This window comes from Dentiradicibacter hellwigii (assembly GCF_041770905.1).
GTDB lineage: Bacteria > Pseudomonadota > Gammaproteobacteria > Burkholderiales > Rhodocyclaceae > Propionivibrio > Propionivibrio hellwigii.
In genome coordinates this window covers 1,340,823-1,357,500 of the sequence record NZ_JBEUWX010000002.1, presented here as the reverse complement: position 1 = coordinate 1,357,500, position 16,678 = coordinate 1,340,823, and the positions used below count along the sequence as shown (strand labels likewise).

The following is a 16,678-nucleotide window of genomic DNA, read 5'->3' as shown; positions in this document are numbered from 1 at the left end:
TTTCTGATCAGGTTTTAGAAGAAAACGCCTGTTCTGGCGCTTTCTTCTGATTTTTTGTTCAGAAAAAGTCTGTTAGCTCTTTAACAAAATGGAAGAAGGTTGTATCGCTGGTTGCCGAGAAACCAAAGCCAGCGATACGGTTGTGATTGCATCGAATTCTTGTTACAGCTAGCAAGAATTCAAACACATGAGTTGCCTGTAATTACTGGGTTCTTGATCAAGAGCTCAAGGTTATAGGATCAAGCGACTAAGTGCATGTGGTGGATGCCTTGGCGATGTCAGGCGAAGAAGGACGTGCAAGCCTGCGATAAGCTCCGGGGAGCTGGCAATGAAGCTTTGATCCGGAGGTTTCCGAATGGGGAAACCCACTCCGTAAGGAGTATCGTTATCTGAATCCATAGGGTAACGAAGCGAACCGGGTGAACTGAAACATCTAAGTAGCCCGAGGAAAAGAAATCAACCGAGATTCCCAAAGTAGTGGCGAGCGAAATGGGAAGAGCCTGCAAGTGATAATGACTACGTTAGTGGAAGCGTCTGGAAAGTCGTGCCGTAGAGGGTGAAAGCCCCGTACACGAAAACCTGGTCATGGTACTAAGCTTGCGACAAGTAGGGCGGGGCACGTGAAACCCTGTCTGAACATGGGGGGACCATCCTCCAAGGCTAAATACTCGACATCGACCGATAGTGAACCAGTACCGTGAGGGAAAGGCGAAAAGAACCCCGGGAGGGGAGTGAAATAGATCCTGAAACCGCATGCATACAAACAGTGGGAGCCTCTTAATGGGGTGACTGCGTACCTTTTGTATAATGGGTCAGCGACTTACGTTCAGTAGCGAGCTTAACCGAATAGGGGAGGCGTAGGGAAACCGAGTCTTAATAGGGCGATTAGTTGCTGGGCGTAGACCCGAAACCGGATGATCTATCCATGGCCAGGATGAAGGTGCGGTAACACGCACTGGAGGTCCGAACCCACTAGTGTTGAAAAACTAGGGGATGAGCTGTGGATAGGGGTGAAAGGCTAAACAAATCCGGAGATAGCTGGTTCTCTCCGAAAGCTATTTAGGTAGTGCCTCACGTATCACCTTCGGGGGTAGAGCACTGTTTAGGCTAGGGGGTCATCGCGACTTACCAAACCTATGCAAACTCCGAATACCGAAGAGTGCGAGCGTGGGAGACAGACATCGGGTGCTAACGTTCGGTGTCGAGAGGGAAACAACCCAGACCGCCGATTAAGGTCCCCAAGCCATAGTTAAGTGGGAAACGAGGTGGGAAGGCTCAGACAGCCAGGAGGTTGGCTTAGAAGCAGCCATCCTTTAAAGAAAGCGTAACAGCTCACTGGTCGAGTCGTCCTGCGCGGAAGATGTAACGGGGCTTAAACTATGCACCGAAATCGCGGATATGTACTTGTACATATGGTAGGAGAGCGTTCCGTAGGCCGTTGAAGGTGGCTTGTAAAGGCTGCTGGAGGTATCGGAAGTGCGAATGCTGACATGAGTAGCGATAAAGCGGGTGAAAGGCCCGCTCGCCGAAAGCCCAAGGTTTCCTGCGCAACGTTCATCGGCGCAGGGTGAGTCGGCCCCTAAGGCGAGGCTGAAAAGCGTAGTCGATGGGAAACTGGTTAATATTCCAGTACCTCTATGTAATGCGATGGGGGGACGGAGAAGGTTAGGTCAGCCGGGTGTTGGACGTCCCGGTTCAAGCGTGTAGTCGTGCCTGGTAGGCAAATCCGCTAGGCTAAGATGAGGCGTGATAACGAGTGGTCTTGTACCGCGAAGTGATTGATACCCTGCTTCCAAGAAAAGCCTCTAAGCTTCAGTTACATAGAGACCGTACCGCAAACCGACACAGGTGGGCAGGATGAGAATTCTCAGGCGCTTGAGAGAACTCGGGAGAAGGAACTCGGCAAATTAGCACCGTAACTTCGGGAAAAGGTGCGCCCCGGTAGGTTGTAGCAACTTGCTTGCGAAGGCCGATGGGGTTGCAGTGAAAAGGTGGCTGCGACTGTTTAACAAAAACACAGCACTCTGCCAACACGAAAGTGGACGTATAGGGTGTGACGCCTGCCCGGTGCCGGAAGGTTAAGTGATGGGGTGCAAGCTCTTGATCGAAGCCCCGGTAAACGGCGGCCGTAACTATAACGGTCCTAAGGTAGCGAAATTCCTTGTCGGGTAAGTTCCGACCTGCACGAATGGCGTAACGATGGCCACACTGTCTCCTCCCGAGACTCAGCGAAGTTGAAATGTTTGTGAAGATGCAATCTCCCCGCGGCTAGACGGAAAGACCCCATGAACCTTTACTGTAGCTTTGCATTGGACTTTGAACCGATCTGTGTAGGATAGGTGGGAGGCTTTGAAGCGAGGACGCTAGTTCTCGTGGAGCCATCCTTGAAATACCACCCTGGTTTGTTTGAGGTTCTAACCATGACCCGTGAATCCGGGTCTGGGACCGTGCATGGTAGGCAGTTTGACTGGGGCGGTCTCCTCCCAAAGTGTAACGGAGGAGTACGAAGGTACGCTAGGTACGGTCGGACATCGTGCTAATAGTGCAATGGCAAAAGCGTGCTTAACTGCGAGACCCACAAGTCGAGCAGATACGAAAGTAGGTCATAGTGATCCGGTGGTTCTGTATGGAAGGGCCATCGCTCAACGGATAAAAGGTACTCTGGGGATAACAGGCTGATACCGCCCAAGAGTTCATATCGACGGCGGTGTTTGGCACCTCGATGTCGGCTCATCACATCCTGGGGCTGTAGTCGGTCCCAAGGGTATGGCTGTTCGCCATTTAAAGTGGTACGCGAGCTGGGTTCAAAACGTCGTGAGACAGTTTGGTCCCTATCTGCCGTGGGCGTTGGAAATTTGAGGGGGGCTGCTCCTAGTACGAGAGGACCGGAGTGGACATTCCTCTGGTGTACCGGTTATGACGCCAGTCGTATCGCCGGGTAGCTAAGAATGGAAGAGATAAGCGCTGAAAGCATCTAAGCGCGAAACTCGCCTCAAGATAAGATTTCCCGGGGACTCGATCCCCCTAAAGGGTCGTCGAAGACTACGACGTTGATAGGTCGGGTGTGGAAGCGCAGCAATGCGTTAAGCTAACCGATACTAATTGCCCGTGCGGCTTGATCCTATAACCTTGAGTCATCTATGTGTGTGTCACAACCTCAACCTTCTTCTCATTTTATGTTGCAGCGTAAATCTCATTTGGCTGTAACAGACAAGTTATGCTTGGCGGCCATAGCGCTTTGGACCCACCCCTTCCCATCCCGAACAGGACCGTGAAACGAAGTTGCGCCAATGATAGTGCACCCCGCGTGTGCGAAAGTAGGTCACCGCCAGGCCCCTTATTTACGCCCCTTCTACATGATCTCCGTGGAAGGGGCGTTTCCCTTTGTAAAATTAAAAAATAAACTTAATCATCAAAGGGAAGTTTAAAATACACTACATACCCAACCCCCCTCAATCTATATTTAACCTCACTTGGTATCTTCGTAATACCCAAAAAACGAGACCTTATGTTCTCTACCCAAACTTTCTCCACTTTCAATACTCCTAAATAGATAGCGATGAGCGGTAAGGTACGGCCAACGCTTAGCTTGCCTAAGATTCAGCGCGAGGTTAACCCTCGGCGCAAATCGATACGCACTTACAGAGTTGATCGTCATCACAAGTCTTCATCATTGGAGAGCTCTGGATTTTCGCCAGAATTTCGCCCAGAGTTACAAACTGATACTAGAAACTTCTTTGATAAACGTAGAAGACTTTCCGTAAGTGAAATGGCGTGTTTGGACAAACTGCCACAGAATAAAACGCAAGCAGGTGTGCGTATCTCTAAACTGATGGCTGAGCGCGGTTTATGTTCTCGCCGAGAAGCAGACGTATATATTGAACGCGGTTGGGTTTATGTGGATGGTCAGCAGGTGACCCAACTTGGGTCACGCGCTCAACCATCAGCTAAAATTTCATTGGATAAGACGGCGCAAACTGTTCAACGTCGACAAGTGACTATTCTTTTGAATAAGCCATTGGGTTATGTTTCTGGGCAACCTGAACCGGGGTGTATTCCTGCGGTGACGCTGATTCGACCAGAAAATCAGTATTCCCCCTCTTTTGGCGGTGCGCTGTTTAGTTTGGCGCATCTCAAGGGTTTGGCTCCGGCAGGACGTCTTGATGTTAATTCAACGGGACTGCTCGTATTGACGCAGGATGGCCGGGTTGCCCGACAATTGGTGGGCGAGACTTCTGATATCGAAAAAGAGTATTTGGTACGCATTGAGGGTACACTGGATGACATGAAACTGGCTTTGCTTAAACACGGTTTGAGTCTTGATGGCAAACCGCTGAAGCCAGCAAAGGTTGAACCGATCAATGCAGATCAATTGCGTTTTATTCTGAACGAAGGGCGCAAGCGCCAGATTCGCCGTATGTGTGAACTTGTTGGTTTGCGTGTCGTTGGATTGAAACGTGTGCGTATCGGTAGCGTCAGACTGGGTCGCTTGCCGCTTGGTAAGTGGCGCTATCTGTCTAAAGATGAATCATTCTAGCGAGGGTGGAATGAAGAGCGAAAATCTGAAAATCATCAAATCGCTTGGCTTGAAAGCGACCACACAACGTGCTCGGATTCTGGAGATTTTTCAGAATTCGCAACAGCGACACATGGGCGCCGATGACGTTTTTCGTATTCTTTCGCAGGAAAATAGCGGTATTGGCCTTGCGACGGTTTATCGGGTGCTGACCCAATTTGTTGAAGTTGGTTTGCTGGAGCGCCAGCAGTTCGAGTCAGAAAAATCAGTGTATGAACTGAAAGGTCGCCAGCACCATGACCATCTGGTCTGTGCCAAATGTGGTCACGTCGAAGAGTTCTACGATGAAAGTATTGAGCGCCGCCAGCAGAAAATTGCTAAGGAACGCGGCTTTACCATTCAAGAACATTCCCTGAATTTATACGTTGATTGCCTGGACGAAACCTGCACGCGGCGCAAAGATCAGGAACAGCGCTAACGCGCCGGCCTGCCGTCCCGAATATTATCTCCAAGCTCCAGCGAATAAATCGGAGTTCTTGCAGACGGCGCAGAGCGGCTGAAAGTTGCTGCGCGCACTGTCAAACGTCTACTCGCCAGCACGCGTATTTCGGCCATTCAGAGAGGCGCCCTGAAACCTTTATAAACAGGGCATCTCAGAAGGGGGTGTCCGGAACCCCTTTATCCACGCGGGTTTCAGGTGCATCTGCCCGGAAACGCCCTGTTTACGCGGGCTCCAGCGATGCCCTTGCCGGGGCAAGGCGAATTAACCGCGCGGGTGGTGCTGGCTGTGCAGGGTTTTCAGACGTTCGTGGGCAACGTGCGTGTAAATCTGCGTAGTTGAAATATCGGCATGTCCCAGCAGTAGCTGCACGGCGCGCAGATCAGCGCCGTGGTTGAGCAGGTGGGTTGCAAATGCATGGCGCAAGACATGCGGCGAAAGTTTTTTTGCATCGATGCCTGCTATAACCGCGTAGCGCTTGATGAGTTGCCAAAATGCCTGGCGCGTCATGGCGCTACCACGCGCCGTGACAAATAGATCATCGCTTTGCCGTTCTCCTAGCAAATGCTGACGCGCTTCAGCGAGATAATCGTCGATCTGGTCGATGGCCTTTTCGCCGAGCGGCGCCAGCCGCTCTCTGCTTCCCTTCCCGAAGATACGCACAACCCCGTCATTCAGGCTAATCTCATGCAATTTAAGCGCTACGAGTTCGGAAACACGCAGGCCGGTTGCATAGAGTGTTTCGAGCATTGCCCGGTCTCGTTGTCCGAGTGGCGTATCGGCAGGAGGCGCAGCGAGCAAAAGTTCCACCTGCTTTTCGGAAATCAGTTTCGGTAGGCGTGAAATTTTGGCAGGTGCGGCTAACTTCAGCGTCGGATCCTCGGTAATTCGCCCGTTGCTTAACAGATGTCGATAAAAGCGTCGCAATGTTGCCATCATGCGGGCCTGGGAGGATGCCTTATGAGAGGCTGCAATCTGGGCGATAAAGCTGATCAGTGTTGTTTCCCCGGCCTGTTCGAGCACACCGGCGTAATAACCGTTATGCTTCAGCCAGTCCGCATAGAGAATCAGGTCGCTACGATAGCTGGCGAGTGAGTTTTTTGCCAGGCCGTCGCTGAGCCAGAGTGCATCGCAAAAATCGTCGATAACTGCGAGATCTTCAGGATACGGCGAGAGTGAGGCGGAAGCCTTCATGAGTCAGTAGCCAGCGTTTGATGTCAAGCAGAAACCCGCCATTCTGACGGGCAAAGCCGCCGAGTCCGCCATTGGCAGCAATGACCCGGTGGCAAGGCACGATAAGCGGAAAAGGATTGGCGCCGCATGCTTGCCCGACGGCGCGTGGCGCGCTGCGCAATATTTTGGCCAGTTCGCCGTAGGAACGGGTCTGATGGCAGGGGATTCTGGCGATTTCTTGCCAGACGCGGCGCTGAAAATGCGTGCCGGAAAGGTGTAGCGGCAGGTTGAACACAAAATCCGGATCGGCCAAATACGCGTACAACTGCCGTACTGCCTCTGTCGCCAGTGCATTTTGCGGCGCGATTTCCGGGCAGGGGGCAAGATAATGTACGCCCAGCATTTCGCTTTCGTTACAGCGGACGCCTATGCAAAAGCTCGGTGCGGCGATAACAGCTTGATAGTCCATCTGGCTTGTGCTTTGCCTAGCTGCGAATCTGGCCGGTGCCGAGCACGATCCATTTCTGGCTGGTCAATCCTTCCAGCCCGACGGGGCCGCGCGCATGGATCTTATCCGTCGAAATGCCGATTTCTGCGCCCAGTCCGTATTCAAAACCATCGGCGAAGCGCGTTGAGGCATTGACCATGACCGAAGAAGAGTCGACTTCGCGTAAAAAACGCAGCGCTTTGTCATAGTTTCCGGTCACGATGCTTTCAGTATGGTGCGAGCTATAACGGTTGATGTGCTCGATGGCCTCGTCCAGGCCGGCTACGACTTTGACTGCGATGATGGGGGCCAGAAACTCCGTGGCGTAGTCCTCTTCGCTGGCCGGCAGCGCTTCCTTGACAATCGCCCGTGTCTCTGCGCAGCCGCGAATCTCGACGCCGTTGTCAAGCAGCATCGCCGCGACGGCCGGGAGCAGATCCGCGGCGCGTGAGCGCGCGACGAGCAGGGATTCTGCCGTATTGCAGGTCCCGTAACGCTGCGTTTTGGCGTTTTCGACGATCTTGACGGCCATGGCGGCATCGGCCTCGTCGTCGAGATACACATGGCAATTGCCGTCCAGATGCTGGATCATCGGTATGCGCGCTTCGTTGAGCAGGCGCGTAATCAGGCCTTTGCCGCCACGCGGTACGATGACATCAATGTATTCGCGCATTGTGATCAAATGTCCGACCGCAGCGCGGTCAGTCGTTTCGACGAGCTGGATGGCCGTCGCCGGCAGGCCTGCCGCTGCCAGGCCTTTCGCAATCAATCCGGCAAGGGTGCGGTTACTGTCGATGGCTTCCGACCCCCCGCGCAGAATGGCGGCATTGCCGGTTTTCATGCATAAGGCGGCAGCGTCGGCGGTCACATTGGGGCGCGCCTCGTAAATGATGCCGACGACGCCCAGCGGTACGCGCATGCGACCGACCTGAATGCCGCTCGGTCGGCGGCGAAGTTCCTGGATTTCTCCAATCGGGTCGGCCAGCTCGGCAATCTGGTCGATGCCTGTTGCCATTTGCTGAATGCTTTTTTCGGTCATCGTCAGCCGATCGATCATGGCAGGCGCTAGCCCATTTGCCGCGGCGGCCGCCAAATCACGGCGGTTGGCTTCGAGAATGGCCAGTGCCTGGCTGCGGATATTGTCGGCGATGTGGCGCAGTGCCTGATTTTTGGTGTTGCTATCGGTATTTGCCATCTGGCGTGCCGCCCTGCGCGCCTGTTGTCCAAGGTGGCGCACGTAGCCTTCAATATTTTTCTCGATGTCCATGTTTTTCACTTTTTCCTGCAATTTTTCTATGGTTTGATTATATCGTCGGTGAAATGAATTTTTTCATAAGGCATCGATCCGAAATCGGGCAGAGCGAATAGCGAAGCCGCGCGGTATGACGACTGTTTTTTAGCACCGGGCTGATATAGCGGACGCTTTGCAAAATTCATGGAACCAATAGAAAAAATACTACTCCGAGTAGGGGAGAAAATAAGTCCTAATGAAAAACCATGGCTGAAAAATTAATTATTCCGGCTGAGCTTAAAATCTGTGCGACATGCAGCTATTGGGATGGCCTGCGCAAGGTGGATCCTGAATTGCGCCTCGTCGTCATTGATGAATGTGCGGAAGGCGAATGCCTGGTTAAATGCGCGTGCCGCCGGGGATTAAACAATGAGGGCACGGGCGAGCACAATTGTCTGTGGGAGCATCTGGCGCCAGATGCCGAGCCGACGCAGGGCAGTGACAACGACGACCAGTGAGCGGCAGTTGGTTGGTGCCCCGGCATCGCCATCGATCTGGCTTAGGTTGCGCAGAGCGGTAGTCCGAGGCGTAGGAATTCGTCCCACGGATCGCCGGCGCCAATACCCTTGATCAAACCGTCGATTCGCGCCGCTTCCGCCAGCAGCGTGTCTGCCGCCCCTGCTTCGAGGCGTTGCAGCGCCTTGCGAAACAAAGTCTGACGCGCCCCCCAAATACGCGCTTCCTTGAGCAGCGTTTCCAGCGGACGCCTGTTCTGGAGCCCGCGACTGACCTGCGCCAGCGCCCGAATTTCCTCGGTCATTGCCCAGAGTACCAGCGGCGGCGCTTCCCCTTCCTGACGCAGACCATCCAGCGTGCGCGTCAAGCGCGCCACGTTGCCGGCGAGCAGCGCTTCGCGCAGCGCATCGAGATCATAACGGGCAACATTGAGCACGGCTTCGTGGATTTGTGCCAGGGAAAGTGCGCCGGGGGGATAGAGCAGGGCAAGCTTGAGAATTTCCTGATGGGCGGCCAGCAGATTGCCCTCGACGTGCTCGGCGATAAAGCGCAGACCGTCGCGTGCTGCACTTTGCCCCTGTTGTTGCAGCCGCCGGGCAATCCATCCCGGCAGCTCAGTCAGGCCGGGCGGCGTCAGTTTCACGGCGGCGCCGGCATCGGCAAGCGTTCTGAGCCAGGCTGCTTTCTCTTCTGTCCAGTCAAGGCCTGGCAGCGTTACCAGCAGGAGCGTATCGGGGCTGGGCCGGGCGCAGTAACGCTGGAGTGCGACGGCGCCTTCGCGTCCGGGTTTGCCCGTCGGGATACGCAGATCGACCAGCGTCCGGCCGCCAAACAGGGAAAGATTCCCCGCGGCGCGTTGCAGTTCGCTCCAGTCGAAACCGGCCATTGCCGTCAATACTTCGCGTTCGTCGAAGCCTTGACGCCGCGCGGCGGTGCGGATGGCATCAGTGGCTTCGATGACGAGCAAAGGCTCATCGCCATAAACGACGTAAACGGGCTGCAACCCTCGTTTGAGATGCTCCGCCAATTGCTCGCCGCGTAACTGCATCGCAGCTTATCCGCTATTCCCGGTGGCGCGGGCCTGATCGATGCTGTTCGTATCGCCGGCGCGGCCGTCGGCATGATCTTCCGGCCAGTCTGGCCGGGTCATTGACAGACGGCGCATGACCTGTTGTACGAGGTCGTTTTCCATATCCTGCCAGAGCAGTTCTTCTTCCTGCTTCTTGGCCAGCACGTCGGAATCGGCGTAGGTGATGTCGCGGAACAGTTCGACGCTGACGGGGAGCACCAAATCACGACCCTTGCGATCGACAACGCGGTAGTTATAAAGATAAACCAGCCGTTTTTGGCGGACGCGGCCCGCGCTGGAAAGCGCCAGGATGGTTGATGTACGCGACTCGCCGGCAGGCTGGAAGCTTGCCTGGGCGTCCTCGGCCGATTCCGCGATGCGCGTTGAGGTGTTGCGGATGGCGCGCTTGAGTCCCGCGCCGATGACCGAATAATCGGGGACGGCGATGTACAGGCTCTCGTAGGGCAGCGTATAGGCGCCGCGCAGCTGGAAGCCGCATGCGGCGAGCAATACGGCCGCCAGCACGGGGAGGAAAAAACGTGCGGGAACGCGCAATAAAAGATGAATGGCATGGAAAACGGAATGCACGGCGAATCCTTCCAGGAGCATAAATAGGCCAGCGCTATACGACGAGGTTGACGAGCCGGCCAGGCACGATGATGACCTTTTTGGGCGTTCTGCCTTCGAGATGGCGCTGTGCACCTTCGTTGGCCAGTGCAGCGGCTTCGATCGTCGCCTTGTCAGCCGAGACCGGCACGCGGATCGCACCGCGATGTTTGCCGTTGACCTGTAGAACCAGCTCGATTTCCTCGCGCGCCAGTGCGCTTTCGTCGGCTTGCGGAAACATTTGCACGCCGGCGGTTTGCCCCGGCCTCAGTTCCGCGTAAAGCGCCTCGCAGATATGCGGCACGATGGGATAAAGCAACAGGGTTACGGTTTCCAGCGCCTCCTGGCGAACGGCGCGAACCATTGCCGGGTCGCCATCATTATTCCCGTTGATGCGGCCATAAGCGTTGAGGAGTTCCATGACGGCGGCAATGGCCGTATTGAACTGCTTGCGCCGGCCATAATCATCGGCCACCTTGCCGATCGTCTGGTGAAGCTGGCGGCGAAAATCGCGCAGTTTGGCGCTCAGTTGTCCGCTGGTAGCCGATGTATAGGCGGCTGCCGGGCCATTATTTTCGATATGCTCGAACACCAGCCGCCACAAGCGCCGCAAGAAGCGGTACGCGCCTTCGACGCCGGCATCCGACCATTCGAGCGACTGATCGGGCGGTGAAGCGAACATGATGAACAGGCGCGCCGTATCGGCGCCGTAGCGGTCGATCAACGCCTGCGGGTCGACGCCGTTATTCTTTGACTTCGACATCTTTTCGATGCCGCCGATCTGTACCGGCTGACCGTCGGCAGCCAGCGTGGCGCTCACCGGGCGGCCGCGTTCGTCGCATTGCAGCTCGACATCGGCGGGGTTGATCCAGACGGCCTTGCCGTCCGCGCCTTCGCGGAAAAAGGTGGGCGCGACAACCATGCCTTGCGTCAGCAGATTGGCGAACGGCTCGTCGATTCGCTCGCCCTTGAACAGTCCGGCGTCGCGCATCAGCTTGGTCCAGAAGCGCGCATACAGCAGATGCAAAATGGCATGTTCGATGCCGCCGATATATTGATCGATGCCGCCTTTGCACCAGTAGGCGACGCGCTCGTCCACCATGGCCCGGTCGTTGTCCGGGCAGCAGTAGCGCAGGAAGTACCACGAGGATTCGACGAAAGTATCCATCGTATCGGTTTCGCGTCTGGCGGCTTGCCCGCATTTGGGACACGTCGTTTCATAAAATTCCGCCATTCTGGCGAGCGGACTGCCTGCCCCGGTGACGGCAACGTTTTCCGGCAACACCACCGGCAGCTGATCATCGGGTACGGGAACGTCGCCGCAGGTTTCGCAGTGGATGACCGGAATCGGGCAGCCCCAGTAGCGCTGACGCGAGATGCCCCAGTCGCGCAGGCGGAATTGCACTTTCTTCTCGCCCAGCCCTTTGGCGACCAGGTCGGCAGCGATGGCATCGACGGCGGCTTTATAGCCAAGACCGTCGTACTTGCCCGAATTGACGCAGAAGCCGTTTTTGCTGGCGTACCAGTCTTCCCAGTGTTCGTCCGAAAAGACTTTGTCCTGCGTCCCATCCTTTTCACCGATGACCTGTGTGATGGCCAGGCCGTATTTTTTGGCGAACGCGAAATCGCGTTCATCGTGCGCCGGCACGGCCATGACTGCGCCGTCGCCATAGCCCATCAGCACGTAGTTGCCGACCCAGACTTCGACTTTTTGGCCCGTTAGCGGGTGATCGACAAAGATGCCCGTCGGCATCCCTTTCTTTTCCATCGCCGCCAAATCGGCCTCGGCGACGCCGCCCTGCTTGCATTCCTCAATGAAGGCGGCAAGCGCCGGATTATTGCGCGCAGCGTAGGCCGCCAGCGGGTGTTCGGCGGCCACGGCGACAAAAGTGACGCCCATGATCGTATCTGCGCGCGTGGTGAACACCCACAGCCTTTCCGGCTTGCCATCTAGCACGTAAGGGAAGGCAAAACGCACGCCCTCGCTCTTGCCGATCCAGTTCTTCTGCATCAGCTTGACCTGTTCCGGCCAGCCGGGCAGCTTGTCCAGATCGGCCAGCAGTTCTTCGGCGTAGGCGGTGATCTTCATGTAATACATGGGAATTTCGCGCTTCTCAATCAGCGCTCCGGAGCGCCAGCCGCGGCCATCGATGACCTGCTCGTTGGCCAGCACAGTCTGATCGACCGGGTCCCAATTCACCGTGCCATAGCGCTTGTAGATCAGCCCCTTCTCGAACAGGCGGGTAAACAGCCATTGCTCCCAGCGGTAGTAATCAGGCTTGCAAGTCGCCAGCTCACGATCCCAGTCGAGCGCGAAGCCCAGACGGTTGAGCTGCCCTTTCATGTAATCGATATTGGCGTACGTCCATTGCGCGGGCGGCACGTTGTTCTGGATGGCGGCGTTTTCCGCCGGCATGCCAAAAGCGTCCCAGCCCATCGGTTGCAGGACGTTGTAGCCAAGCATTTTGTGGAAGCGCGAGAGCACATCGCCGATCGTGTAATTGCGCACGTGCCCCATGTGCAGTTTGCCCGAAGGGTAGGGGAACATCGACAGACAATAATATTTCGGCTTGCCGGTATCTTCGATCGCACGCGCCGCGCCGGTTTTCTGCCACAGTTGCTGGGCTGCCAGTTCGATGTCTTGAGGTTGATATTTTTCTTGCATGGCTTAAATCGCTGAAAAGGCTGGAAAGACGGGAATTGCTGGAATCGCCGGGATCGCTAAAACGGCGGGAAACAACCCAAGAAACAGGCCGGAAAGCAGACCTGAAATCTCATGGTTGAACGAACCCGTGAATTATACGCGCTCGGCCGGCACGAATTGCAGGCGGAAGGCGGAAGGCGGAAGGCGGAAGGCGGAAGGCGGATGGCGGATGGCGGAAGGCGGAAGGCGGATGGCGGATGGCGGATGGCGGATGGCGGATGGCCGCACGGACGCAGACTGCGCCTTCAAGCGCGGTGCGATGGCTGATATTGAAACCGGGATACCGCACGGACTTGGGCCGCGCGTCGAACGCCCCTCGTGTGGATGCGCGGGAGGAAGGCGGCCTCTCCGCATACAGCGAACGCCTGCCGGAAAACCGACCGCGCGCTGAAACAGGCGCAAAGCCTGGAAAGACCGTCGGCCGCCAGCCCGCGTGGAATGGGCGTTTCAGCCAGGGGTGGCTGGAAACCCGCGTCAATAGCGCGTTTTCGGGCAGGCAGGACGGAAGCCCGCGTGGGATGGGCGTTTCAGCCATAGGTGGCCGGAAACCCGCGTAAATACTGGGCTGGCGGGGAGGCAGGCTGGAAACGCCCGTAAACAGTGGGCTGGCGGATAGGTAGGCTGGAAATGCCCGTTTTACGCGGGGTTCAGGGGAGGTGTGGTGACGGATATTGTGGCGGGGGTGTGGTGGGTGCTGTAGTGGGTCTGCGGCTGCCGGCGGTAATTCAGCCGACGATGCTTTTGTCCTGCGTGGCTAGCGCTGCAACGCAAGGCACTGTCGAAGTGCCGACAGCCGAAGTGACGCTTCGTCCCGCGGTCGGCTGTTGGCAGGGAAGGGTACTACTCGTTTTCCTCGGCGGCATTGCGGCCTGCGTATTCTGGACGTGATGCCCGGTTGGCTGAATTGGCTGGATTTGCAGGATTGGCTAAATTGGCCGGCCGGAAATCCGCGTCAATAGGGCGTTTGCGGGCAGGTAAGCTGGAAATGCCCGTAAACAGTGGGCTGGCGGGCAGGGTCTCCGGAGATGCCCGTTTTACGCGGGGTTCGGGGCAGGCGTGGTGGCGGAGTTTAAAACGGGAGTCGTGGTAATCGGGAAGGTCATCGAAGATGGTTGAAAAAATCAAAGAAAAATTGAAAAGAAAAAATCAGGAAAACGAAACAATAAAAAAGATAAAAAGAATAAAAGAAAAGGTTTTTACTGATTGGTAAAATGGTCTATAGGGGAAATCAAAACTTACTTTTGATCAAATATAATATATAAAAATATAGTGAAGGAATTGTTATCAATAATATTGTTGCTGATAACAGTATAAATTGAAGGGCAATATAATAATCATCACTTAAGGTTTCTTGGTCGACATGTGCCAGATTGGTATAAAGATAAGGGAATATTAGATAAAAACCATAGATAATCATCAGGCTAATTGTTGTAGATAAGAAAAAACAAATAATATAAATGAGCACTTTTTTGTAAAAAATAAAAATACTCCAGGCGTTTTGTTTTTTCTTAAGGTTTGTTGTTATTTCTAGATCTTACCCATAAAATAAGAAAACATCCTATAAAAATATCTCTTACTGAAGAAGCATATTTACCAAATATAGATGCTAAAACATTATTTAACCAAGACCAGCGTCCAGTTGACCAAATTTCTTCTGGTGGACTATACAAACTGTACAATCCAGAGGCTATAGCCATGACACCTAAAATTAATATTATTTTATTGACTTTCTCGGGCGGGATGTCTTTTTCAAATTTCATAAAGAGGATAGCGTTATCGTATTTAGGTTAAGAATAGGAAAAATTAATATTGATATATTAATTCACTCTCTAATATTTAAAAAACATAAAACATAAAACATAAAACATAAAACATAAAACCATTGATATTGCCGGGCTTTTGAGGGAATATCCAATCCGGTTCTATCCACGCCTATCCGGCGCCCCTGAGCACGTTACTGACCCGGTGCGAGCAGTCAATCTTCTTATTCTTGCCCGTGCCGCCCCAGCCATAGGTGTATCCGGCATTCCTGTACGCTTGCGTTTGCTTCAGAATCGAGCTCATTTTTTCACTCCTTCAACACATGCTTCGTTCGTTTCAAGTTCTGCGGCTTCGTACTGCCTTTCCAGCCGCCGTTTAGCACTTTCAGCAAAATTGTCGCCAGAGCGGCTGCCCAGTTCATAGCACTTGTACGCCCGGGCAATATTCTTCTCGCCCAGCTTTCCCTTTTCAAGCAAGGTGGCAAGATAGTAGGCGTAATCTTTCGCATAGCCTTCCTGAATCAGTTTCACCAGGGTGGCTTCCGATTTTTCCGGGTGGAGACATTTGCTTCTTTCGTTGCAATCATCTCCTACTGTGATGCAACGCGCCTCCGGAACACCTGCATCGACCGCCTGCGCCATCAACGCTTTTTTGGTTTCTTCAGGCAAGCCTTTGGATTGGCCGGATTCGGAGAGGATTACCGCCAGATAGGCGGAGCGGGCATGCCCGTTCTTTGCCGCGCACAGGTAGGCATCGAGCGCTTGGTTGTACTGCCTGCCGGCATTTCTGTTGCCTTTATCCGCTTTGGCCTGGAGTCTGGCGGCTTTTTCGTAGCAGGCCTGACCTAAGTCGCGGGGCTTTTTGGCCTCACTGTGCGTCGGCAGAAGCAGCCCTAAGCCGATAATTCCCGAAAGGAGGAAAACTGTCCGTTTTCCCCAAACCATTCTGTCCGTTTTCATCGCCTGTTTCCTTTTCTGTCCGGGAGGATTAGATGAATAAAGGAAATCGCTAAGCCACAAAGGATGCAAGCAGGCTAGTCCTCTGCCATGCGGCTGTCAATGAGCTTAGATATGGATTGTGGAAAGATGCAGTGTCGCGCCGATGATATGGTCGGCTAACAGGCTGGGAAGGGCACTACTCATTTTTTGTAGCAGCACTGCCGATTTACTGCCTGCGCATTCTGGATGTAACGCCTGGTTATCTAAATCGGCCGCCTGCAAGCCCACGTCAATAGGGCGTTTGCGGGCAGGTGGGCCGGAAACCCGCGTAAATAGTGGGCTGGCGGATAGGTGGCCCGGAAACGCCCGTAAACAGTGGGCTGGCGGGCAGGGGCTCCGGAGATGCCCGTTTTACGCGGGGTTCGTGGCAGGCGGGGTTGGGCGAATGCGCCGCCGTATCCGGGCGGGCGAGGAGGCGCTTGGGGGAGGGGGATGGCGGATGCTGCGGACTGTGCGGGTTATTCAGCCGCTTCGCCAGTTTCGGGATCTTCGGCAAGCAGGCGATCGAGCGCGTCGAGGCGCATGCGCGGGCGAATCCGGCCGTCGCGCATACGCGCGGTGATGCGCTCCGCGTTGCGTGGATAGACGACGAGATTGATCGGCGCCGCTTTGTGCAGGATCGTCAGCACCGCTTCGGCGCGTTCGCTGCGCGGTTCGCGGTGGACGTAGGTAACCTGCTGGTTGAGCAGAAAAATTTCGACATCCTTGGCGCTGTCGGCAAATAGCTGAATGTCGATTTCCGCCTGGCGCCCGGCGCTGCCGTCGAGGACGGCACCCGCAAGATACGGCGTGAAGTCCTGCAGGCGCGCCATGACATCGCGCGCCGTTTGGCGCAGGCGGCGGAGGCGCTGCCTATGTTCGTCGTTCTGGAAAATGCGCTGATAGGCGCGCAGCTGCGCTTCGACATCGGCGTTGCCGGGCAACTTGGCATTGTTCGGTAGGCCGAGCGTTTGTATGGCCTTGCGCTTGGCGGCGTTGAAGTCGGCAATGCCCTGTTCGGCCATCAGGCGGGCGGCGGTGTAGGCAATCAGTTGCAGTTGGCGGTCGGTGGCGGTCATCTTGGGAGGCGGTGTGGCGATGGGCAATGGAGACAATGGACACGTCGGGGCCTTGGGGCG

At 55.1% G+C, this 16,678-nt stretch carries 12 protein-coding genes and 2 rRNA genes; 5 read left to right on the top strand and 9 right to left on the bottom strand.

Annotated features, from left to right (window positions below):
- The first annotated feature begins 237 nt into the window (after positions 1 to 237).
- The 4 genes from ABCS64_RS08535 (at position 238) to fur (ending at position 4,994) form a co-directional block, all read left to right on the top strand.
- A 23S ribosomal RNA gene (locus ABCS64_RS08535) occupies positions 238 to 3,123 on the top strand.
- A gap of 97 nt (positions 3,124 to 3,220) precedes the next feature.
- Positions 3,221 to 3,334: ribosomal RNA gene (gene rrf, locus ABCS64_RS08530) — 5S ribosomal RNA — on the top strand.
- Positions 3,335 to 3,559: 225 nt separating this feature from the next.
- Positions 3,560 to 4,537: a pseudouridine synthase gene (locus ABCS64_RS08525; protein ID WP_418891427.1), complete on the top strand. Its 978-nt coding sequence runs from the start codon at positions 3,560 to 3,562 to the stop codon at positions 4,535 to 4,537.
- A gap of 10 nt (positions 4,538 to 4,547) precedes the next feature.
- Positions 4,548 to 4,994 carry a ferric iron uptake transcriptional regulator gene (gene fur / locus ABCS64_RS08520; protein ID WP_418891426.1) on the top strand — a complete coding sequence of 149 codons (447 nt, stop codon included), beginning with the start codon at positions 4,548 to 4,550 and terminating at the stop codon, positions 4,992 to 4,994.
- A gap of 285 nt (positions 4,995 to 5,279) precedes the next feature.
- Here the strand turns inward: fur and xerD are convergent, their stop codons facing one another.
- Genes xerD through ABCS64_RS08505 form a run of 3 tightly spaced genes read right to left on the bottom strand, consistent with a single transcriptional unit; the run spans position 5,280 to position 7,942 of the window.
- Entirely contained in the window at positions 5,280 to 6,209 is a 930-nt protein-coding gene (xerD, locus tag ABCS64_RS08515) for a site-specific tyrosine recombinase XerD (RefSeq protein WP_418891425.1), read from the bottom strand.
- Positions 6,175 to 6,657 carry a methylated-DNA--[protein]-cysteine S-methyltransferase gene (locus tag ABCS64_RS08510; protein ID WP_418891424.1) on the bottom strand — a complete coding sequence of 161 codons (483 nt, stop codon included), beginning with the start codon at positions 6,655 to 6,657 and terminating at the stop codon, positions 6,175 to 6,177. Before ABCS64_RS08510 ends, xerD begins: the two co-directional genes overlap by 35 nt.
- A 16-nt stretch (positions 6,658 to 6,673) precedes the next feature.
- Positions 6,674 to 7,942 (bottom strand): glutamate-5-semialdehyde dehydrogenase, encoded by a 1,269-nt coding sequence (locus tag ABCS64_RS08505; protein WP_418891423.1) that lies wholly within the window; start codon positions 7,940 to 7,942, stop codon positions 6,674 to 6,676.
- Positions 7,943 to 8,172: 230 nt separating this feature from the next.
- Between ABCS64_RS08505 and ABCS64_RS08500 the strand changes: the two genes are divergently transcribed.
- Positions 8,173 to 8,424, top strand: coding sequence for a hypothetical protein (locus ABCS64_RS08500; RefSeq protein WP_418891422.1), 252 nt, complete (start codon positions 8,173 to 8,175; stop codon positions 8,422 to 8,424).
- A 41-nt stretch (positions 8,425 to 8,465) separates the two neighbouring features.
- On the opposite strand, the gene holA is transcribed toward ABCS64_RS08500, so the two are convergent.
- From holA to ABCS64_RS08470, 6 genes are all read right to left on the bottom strand, one after another.
- Complete coding sequence (gene holA / locus ABCS64_RS08495; RefSeq protein WP_418891421.1) at positions 8,466 to 9,470, bottom strand: DNA polymerase III subunit delta; 1,005 nt, start codon at positions 9,468 to 9,470, stop codon at positions 8,466 to 8,468.
- Positions 9,471 to 9,476: 6 nt separating this feature from the next.
- Positions 9,477 to 10,079, bottom strand: a complete 603-nt coding sequence (locus ABCS64_RS08490; RefSeq protein WP_418891420.1) for an LPS-assembly lipoprotein LptE — start codon at positions 10,077 to 10,079, stop codon at positions 9,477 to 9,479.
- A gap of 34 nt (positions 10,080 to 10,113) precedes the next feature.
- Positions 10,114 to 12,762 carry a leucine--tRNA ligase gene (gene leuS / locus ABCS64_RS08485; RefSeq protein ID WP_418891419.1) on the bottom strand — a complete coding sequence of 883 codons (2,649 nt, stop codon included), beginning with the start codon at positions 12,760 to 12,762 and terminating at the stop codon, positions 10,114 to 10,116.
- Positions 12,763 to 14,309: 1,547 nt separating this feature from the next.
- On the bottom strand, positions 14,310 to 14,561 hold the full coding sequence (locus ABCS64_RS08480) for a hypothetical protein (protein WP_418891418.1): 252 nt from the start codon (positions 14,559 to 14,561) through the stop codon (positions 14,310 to 14,312).
- 300 nt (positions 14,562 to 14,861) lie between these two features.
- A complete protein-coding gene (locus tag ABCS64_RS08475) occupies positions 14,862 to 15,521 on the bottom strand; it encodes an SEL1-like repeat protein (RefSeq protein ID WP_418891417.1) in 660 nt (219 codons plus the stop codon).
- Between the two features lie 497 nt (positions 15,522 to 16,018).
- Positions 16,019 to 16,618, bottom strand: coding sequence for a hypothetical protein (locus ABCS64_RS08470; protein ID WP_418891416.1), 600 nt, complete (start codon positions 16,616 to 16,618; stop codon positions 16,019 to 16,021).
- Positions 16,619 to 16,678: the final 60 nt, after the last annotated feature.

Bases quoted from the DNA above. Each gene is read 5' to 3' on its own strand.
- holA (WP_418891421.1), bottom strand. From the start codon at position 9,470: ATGCAGTTACGCGGCGAGCAATTGGCGGAGCATCTCAAACGAGGGTTG.
- ABCS64_RS08505 (WP_418891423.1), bottom strand. From the start codon at position 7,942: ATGGACATCGAGAAAAATATTGAAGGCTACGTGCGCCACCTTGGACAA.
- leuS (WP_418891419.1), bottom strand. From the start codon at position 12,762: ATGCAAGAAAAATATCAACCTCAAGACATCGAACTGGCAGCCCAGCAA.
- ABCS64_RS08480 (WP_418891418.1), bottom strand. From the start codon at position 14,561: ATGAAATTTGAAAAAGACATCCCGCCCGAGAAAGTCAATAAAATAATA.
- ABCS64_RS08510 (WP_418891424.1), bottom strand. From the start codon at position 6,657: ATGGACTATCAAGCTGTTATCGCCGCACCGAGCTTTTGCATAGGCGTC.
- ABCS64_RS08500 (WP_418891422.1), top strand. From the start codon at position 8,173: ATGGCTGAAAAATTAATTATTCCGGCTGAGCTTAAAATCTGTGCGACA.
- ABCS64_RS08525 (WP_418891427.1), top strand. From the start codon at position 3,560: ATGAGCGGTAAGGTACGGCCAACGCTTAGCTTGCCTAAGATTCAGCGC.
- xerD (WP_418891425.1), bottom strand. From the start codon at position 6,209: ATGAAGGCTTCCGCCTCACTCTCGCCGTATCCTGAAGATCTCGCAGTT.
- ABCS64_RS08475 (WP_418891417.1), bottom strand. From the start codon at position 15,521: ATGAAAACGGACAGAATGGTTTGGGGAAAACGGACAGTTTTCCTCCTT.
- ABCS64_RS08470 (WP_418891416.1), bottom strand. From the start codon at position 16,618: ATGACCGCCACCGACCGCCAACTGCAACTGATTGCCTACACCGCCGCC.
- fur (WP_418891426.1), top strand. From the start codon at position 4,548: ATGAAGAGCGAAAATCTGAAAATCATCAAATCGCTTGGCTTGAAAGCG.